Below are 6,556 nucleotides of genomic sequence, written 5' to 3'. Positions count from 1 at the left end.
GGCCGACCTGTCCCACGGCCTCGCGGCTCTGGGCGGCTGAACTCTTGGCCAGCTGAACTCTTGGCCAGCTGAACTTCTGGCCGGCTGACTCCTGGGCGGCTGAACCGGCCGCTCAGGCCTCCTCGATCACGCTGAACCCGGGGGCGAGATGAGCCTGGTCGGTCCGCGCCCGATCGTGCCGGCCGAGGTCGCCCGCTACGGCCGGGCGTTTCCGACCTGCTTTGCCGTCCCGCCCGGGGTGACCGGACTGTGGCAGGTGTCAGGGCGTTCGGACACGAGCTATGCCGAGCGCGTTGCGCTCGACCTGGACTACGCCAGCCGCTGGAGCCTGCGCCGGGACCTGGCGATCATGCTGCGCACCGTCCCGGCGGTGCTGGCCCAGCGCGGCAGCCGCTGAGGCACGCGCGCCGCGGTTCGATGTGAATGACTCCTGGCGTTCCTAACGGGGAGGCCGATCGATCAGCGCATCAGGAACTGACATCGATCGCGGCCGGTGGATCGGGGTCGGTCGGCAAACGGGTACCATTCCGGATTAGGTGCCGCCGTTGCTCCATTCATACAGCTGCACCATCCGGCGGTTGATGGATCACTCCGTACGGGCAGGATGCGCTGAAGGAGTGCGTGTCGCATCTCCAACGAAGCCGATGTCTACGCGCCCATTTGGGGTGTAAGATCGTACTTTGGATGGGGTCTTCAAACGCGGTTGCGATAAACGATAGTCTCGGACCATATCCACGATATTTCCTGTTCGCCAGTCGTTCGCTTTATTCAGAGAATACACCCTCGACGCGGTCATCATAGTGAGTGACGCCCAAGTTTATTCTCGTAACGACAATTCGTCGCTCAAAATGGGTCCGGTGAAGCACGATACGACCCCATGCTCGGCCGGTCAGTTGAGGGAGCGCTCTCGATCGTTATTCGCAGTCCCTGGCAGCACACAGTTCCTGCATTGTCTAGAAGCAACTTCTTCCGAACAGTGTAGATAAATCGGCCGGGCCCTTGGCGCCGACTGATCGAGCGCATCGAAATCTCAACCTTTCCTTTGCTGCTGATCCAAGCATTGGCCGACTTTCATCTTGCGTCTGATGATTCGGAGGGATTTTCCCCTGAGCCATCGAGGTCCGAAGCAGAATTGATTATTTCAGAGCGGGAAATGGTATGAACCTTGCTACAAGCCGTAATGTAAAACGGTCCCAACATCACCTCAAGTGGTCGGTATTGAGTTTTCACATCAAGGGATTCGCGCTCATGAACCGAAGCGCCCACATGTGAACGCAGGCAGAAGGATCAGAGACTTGCCAGCCCGGAAGATCTATAAATGACGATTAAACGATTGGCCCTGAGGCCATCGAATTTACAGATCTGGCTGCAAGATGACAGCCAAGAGCGGCCTTTTCGGCTTATCACTGTACAGAATGGCTTAATATTCTTCCTTATTGTAAGTCTGACGATATGGGCCGCTTGGCAGCGCGGCCCATGGCTGGATGAATTCTGGACGCTATGGCTTTCAAAACACGATCTACCCTTGGCGGCAACGGTGAGAGATCGCTGGCTGATTGACGTTCACCCACCTCTTTTTGTCGCCTTGAATTGGCTCGCCCAGCCGCTGATTGGTGACTCGGTATTAACCCGTCGCCTCGTAAATCTAATTCCACTATGTATAGCCGCCTTGTTCGTCATTGCAATTTGCAGAAAATACCCTTGGAGCAAAAATTTCACGACCGTTTTCACGTTTTTGGCGATTACATCACCAGTCGTCGCATACAACATAACCGAGATTAGATCGTATTTCACCCAAATATGCTGCGTAATAAGTCTGATCGTCTGTTTGCATTCTATTTTGATGATGGAGAAAGTCGGACGGATACGGGATCACCGGGTTCTTGCTGTTTCTGTGTGCATTCTAATACTCCTTTGCCTAAATATACATTACGTTACGGCGGTCGTGGCAACGAGCATTGTGGCGACGGCAGGCCTCGGTATGTTGGTCCGGCGGCAAAGAAATTGGTTTCAACTCCTATTAACGGCAGGTGTTTTTGCGTCTGCGCCACTCCTCGTTTGGTTCATCGCACAGAATTCGTTTCTCGAACGGATATCAGGAACATTCTGGCTGATCGTTAGTCTTCCTACCGCTGTTAAAATACTGATTGGGTTAATTGGCAAAAGTTTTTGCTTCAATCTTGTCGTTATCGTAATTTTGATCATGTCTACATCGAAGTATTTTAGTATTCGCGGACATAAAAGATCCTCACTTAGCCGCAACGAAATCGAATTTGGTCATTTCGGTGCAAACGCCGATCGTGAAATATTTATTATTGCGATGATATCCGGGCTTGCCCTTGCTTCACTGATCCTGTTACTCATAAACGTCTATCGCCCCCAGATATTTGTTGCACGTTATCTGTCGTCCATTGCCGTTACGACTGTCGCGATCGTCGCCGCCGTTATTGCGGATACCGTTTGCCGCCACCGCCGGATATTTAATATTTTTTTGCTGAACGGAGCGCTGGTTTATAGTGTCACTGTAATTTCACACGGCCTCGACCAAGGTTGGGATGGTGCCGCATCCTTCATTCGATCGCAGTTCAATGAATGTGGCTCGTCCGAGATCTTAGCCGTCGAATACAAGGCTTCTTATTTTGTCCCGAACTTAGACCGAGTCATTGATTGGGCCTACCAACAAGAAGCTCAACGCTTCGGTTTCCCGCTAAAAGTATTGCCGAGCGGATCGAAACTAGACCTATCACGCAGCGGACGCTGCCAATCCATGTTGTGGATTGATCACGTCATTTGGAGTGAATTGCCGGAACCCGCGACTGCGGGGGATATTGCCAAAAAAATCGATATTACAATTCCGCCGAGCTTCCTACGTCAGGCACGTCTCGTTTTCTCGGGTTCGGGTGTTGTTATTGTTATGGGCCCGTCCCCTGCCGATATGTAGGTCGCTCTCGTGCGTGCCGATCGGACACCGTTAGCAGCACAGACGCGACGGTCACACGTTACTCCCGTCGAGCCGGCTGCAATACCAGCTAGCCCCCGGTGTTTCGAGCCATCCAACGCCGATTGCGGCCGCAGCGAGCATCGCTCGCTCAGTCCCTTATGGTCTTGATCCGATGGGATATGCAGTCGTACGGACAGGACCATCGAGGACACGCCCATCGAGAACTTCAGCCTTTTCAAATCTGGATACCCCGAAGTCACATCTCGTGATTGCCGTCATGGTCTACAGCCCGACCGCGCATCTCGAGGCCAGGTGTCGCAAAACTCCGCTCTGACGCCTGGATTGGGGGCCTAGCGCAAAGACTTGGGCCGAGGATCTGGACCGGTCCGGGATCGACCCCAGCGTTCCCCCGAGGCATGCACCGGATGCCCTCTGCCGGCGAAACACTGGGCGTAAGAATGTCTTGATGCAAGAACACACAGTCTCGATCGCACCTCTTCTCAAAGCCGTCTAAGCAGTGCGCGATCCGGTTATCATCCGAGATGTTTTCTTGCATGGTTGCGAAACGTCGCCAAATCAACTAATCGATCTGGAAATCTTTAGCAGCTCTTCGGTTTAATTTGATGAACCACGTTAATTGTAGCGCCGACCTCCCGCTTGTATCGATCGTCATACCAACTTGGAAGCGCGTGCCGTTTCTTAAATTAACAGTCGAGGCGATCCGGGCACAAACGTACCAAAATTTTGAACTGATTGTCGTTGCTGACGGCCATCAACAAGATGCCCAAGATTGCATCCAGGCGCTGCAAGATTCTCGCGTCACATATGTGCCTTGCGAGTTTGCCGGGCGGCCATCGGTCGTGCGAAATTTTGGCATGCGGCGTGCGAGAGGTGAATTTATAGCGTTATGTGACGATGATGATCTGTGGCTGCCGGAAAAATTGATGACCCAGGTCGAGTTTATGGAACGACGCGGGATAGACTTTTGCTTCACGGCGGCGGGGGTGATCGACGCGGAGGGCAAGAAGATTGAACAGCCGTCGATTGGGTATCGCAAAAAGATATCGCTGTTTTGGTTTTTGATGTCGTTGGGCAACAATATCTACCCGTCGACAATTATGATCAGGCGCAAGCGGCTGGATGATATGAAATTATTTAACGAGTCGCCCAAGCTGCGCGAAGGCGAAGATTATGAATTTTTTGCGCGCTTTTTAAAAGTCGTTCCGGGCTATGGCATCGAAAAGGAGTTGGTGCTGTATCGCGGACATAGCGGCAGCATTCAAGAGCGAAGTGTGATGCGTTGGTTTAAGAATCAATGCAATCTTCAGAAGGCACTGTATCAAACGAAAAGCTTTCCGCGTTCCGTACTGCTGATCCGATTTCTGCGGGTTTATTATTGGACGCTGCGTATCGGTAGCATAGCTTTGTTTTCAAAGATCAAGAACAAGGTCCGGGCGGTATAAAATAAATTCCGTCGCGAAGATTTTTAATTCATTTTATTCGGGTATTCGCAAATTTGTCATTTGGTATAATTAAGTGCATGTCGCCCCTGATTTGGATTCAGGAGCAGAAGTGAAGCAGGCATTGGATGGAAGTTGCGGATTTGTCTCTAGAGGTCGGCGAAGTTTAGAACATCCTGCGTGGGTTCTCACGGTTTTAAATATCGACATCGGCACAGTTCTTTAAGGCAAAACTACTTTGAATTATGCCGAGGGGGGTGCAAATAGTCCCTTGATCTGGCAAGCAGGCGTTTACAAGGGCGATGACAAGGTATGTCAAAAAGAAATACCTTTGAATTCAGCTTTTGGCGGCCCATCGTCTTGGCGGGGACCTGCGACGCTGCAGGTGAATGGTCTCCGGCGCGCCTCTAATGGCTACGGTCGATAACCCGTTCGCCCATGATCGACCGTGGATACTAGCGCTGATATGCGCCTCAAATAAAACATTTATCTAACGATAAGATGTCGAGCCAAATTTGAGCTGGGATATGGGAAGTGGGTCTCGTATTGCATATCGCCACGAGATCAATTCCGATTTGAGCACGAGATGAATGATGCGCAGGGTTATCGACAGGACGATACGAATGGGGACAGGTAATGCGCGAGCGTAAGCTTTTTACTGACGGTGCGCTTCTCTATTTTGCTCATATATCTCGATATGTATTTCCGCTAATCATTATTCCCCTGCTCGCGCGGCAGCTCGGGGCGGAGCGCTACGGCATCGTGCTCGTAGGACTTTCAATGGCGACGCTCGTCAGTTTGATTGTCGAATTCGGTTTTAACGTGTCCGGGACCCGCGATCTTGCCGCGCACGATGTGTCTAAGATTGACGAAGTCGTATCGTCAATCTTGACGGCCAAGCTGATCCTCATGGTTCCGGCGATCGCCTTTGGTTTATTTACGATATTCAGCTCGCCGGTGCTGCGCAATGCACCAATGGTCGGTGGATTATCGATCGTCTATGGCCTCCTCCAGGGAACGAACCTGCTGTGGTATTTTCGGGCTCGCGGACGAATGGCGCTGGTGGTCAAAATCGAGTTGGTGGCGCAAATATTGAACATTATACTCATCGTAAGTTTCGTCAAGAATGAGGACGCTTATATCTATGTCATTCTGTTCTACGTTTTAGCGTCGCTGTTAACTCTGTGTATCACCGGCGTTATGTTGGCTCGTGATGTTAAAGTAAGAATCGCGTCCTGGGCGTCTGCGATAGGCGCACTTCGCGGCGGCGGCGCCATCTTCGTCCTCACCGGTGCGGTCGCAGCCTATACGGCCGCGTCAGGCCTGGTGCTCGGGTGGCTGTCGACCCCCGATCAGGTCGGCTTCTTCGGGCCGGCCGACAAGCTGATCAATGCGGGTTTGCAACTCCTGAATCCCCTCTCGACTTTGCTGTTGCCGCATATGACGCGGGAACTCCGGAGCAATCCGGATCAAGCGTACGCCTTGCTCAAGCGCACGACATTTCTGCTCACGGTCGGTTCGTTTCTGGCCTCCATCACGGTCCTGTTTCTAGGGCCGCTCATCATGAATATTTTTCTGGGACATAGCTATGGCGAAGCAGGGCGCATATTTTCCGTGCTCGGATTGACGCTTCCGCTGGGGACCATCAGCTATTGCCTGAGCATGCTTCTGCTTCTTCCGGCAAGGAAGGATTTTTTCGTAACGTCGATCGCGATCATTGGCGGTGCCGTCAATCTCGTCTGTGCGTTGGTTTTGACGCCGGGCAATGGTGCGATGGGTATGGCCATCAGCCGCGTAATCGCAGAATTCGCGATTGCTGTGATGACGGTGATTGTGACCATAAGGAGCGGATTGTGGCGGGATATCTGGAGCGCTCGCCCCTCCGGCGCGACCGAAATTTGGCGTTTCGGGCGCTTTCAGGATCTAAAGAGAAAGCTTTTACAGTTCCCGATAACATTCCGATCAGGGCTGTAAGTCCGCTCGTTCAAAAGCGTGGATCCGACGGCGGCTGATCGTGCGGTGAATCAGATCGTCTGTCATTTCGCGCCAAATGGTGGGTGACGTAGGCTGGCCGCCTGACGAGGCGACCGGCAAAATCGTCACGTGACGTCTTCTAGACCGCTGCCTGAGCCATCTCCTCCTCCATGTGTCTTAT

General features: G+C 52.6%; 3 protein-coding genes and 1 pseudogene. All 4 read left to right on the top strand.

Annotation, left to right across the window (positions count from 1 at the left end; all coding sequences use genetic code 11):
- Positions 1 to 142: 142 nt before the first annotated feature.
- Positions 143 to 397, top strand: a pseudogene (locus MKK69_RS27245) (sugar transferase); the annotation flags it as partial.
- Positions 398 to 1,318: 921 nt separating this feature from the next.
- Entirely contained in the window at positions 1,319 to 2,941 is a 1,623-nt protein-coding gene (locus tag MKK69_RS27240; protein WP_243973218.1) for a hypothetical protein, read from the top strand.
- A gap of 623 nt (positions 2,942 to 3,564) precedes the next feature.
- Positions 3,565 to 4,404 (top strand): glycosyltransferase family 2 protein, encoded by an 840-nt coding sequence (locus MKK69_RS27235; protein ID WP_243973216.1) that lies wholly within the window; start codon positions 3,565 to 3,567, stop codon positions 4,402 to 4,404.
- A 633-nt stretch (positions 4,405 to 5,037) separates the two neighbouring features.
- Positions 5,038 to 6,375, top strand: coding sequence for an oligosaccharide flippase family protein (locus MKK69_RS27230; RefSeq protein WP_243973214.1), 1,338 nt, complete (start codon positions 5,038 to 5,040; stop codon positions 6,373 to 6,375).
- Positions 6,376 to 6,556 lie beyond the last annotated feature (181 nt).

It is taken from the genome of Methylobacterium sp. J-026 (genome assembly GCF_022829585.1).
GTDB lineage: Bacteria > Pseudomonadota > Alphaproteobacteria > Rhizobiales > Beijerinckiaceae > Methylobacterium.
Note: the sequence above shows the minus strand (reverse complement) of the source record. Positions and strands in the feature narration are given on the sequence as shown.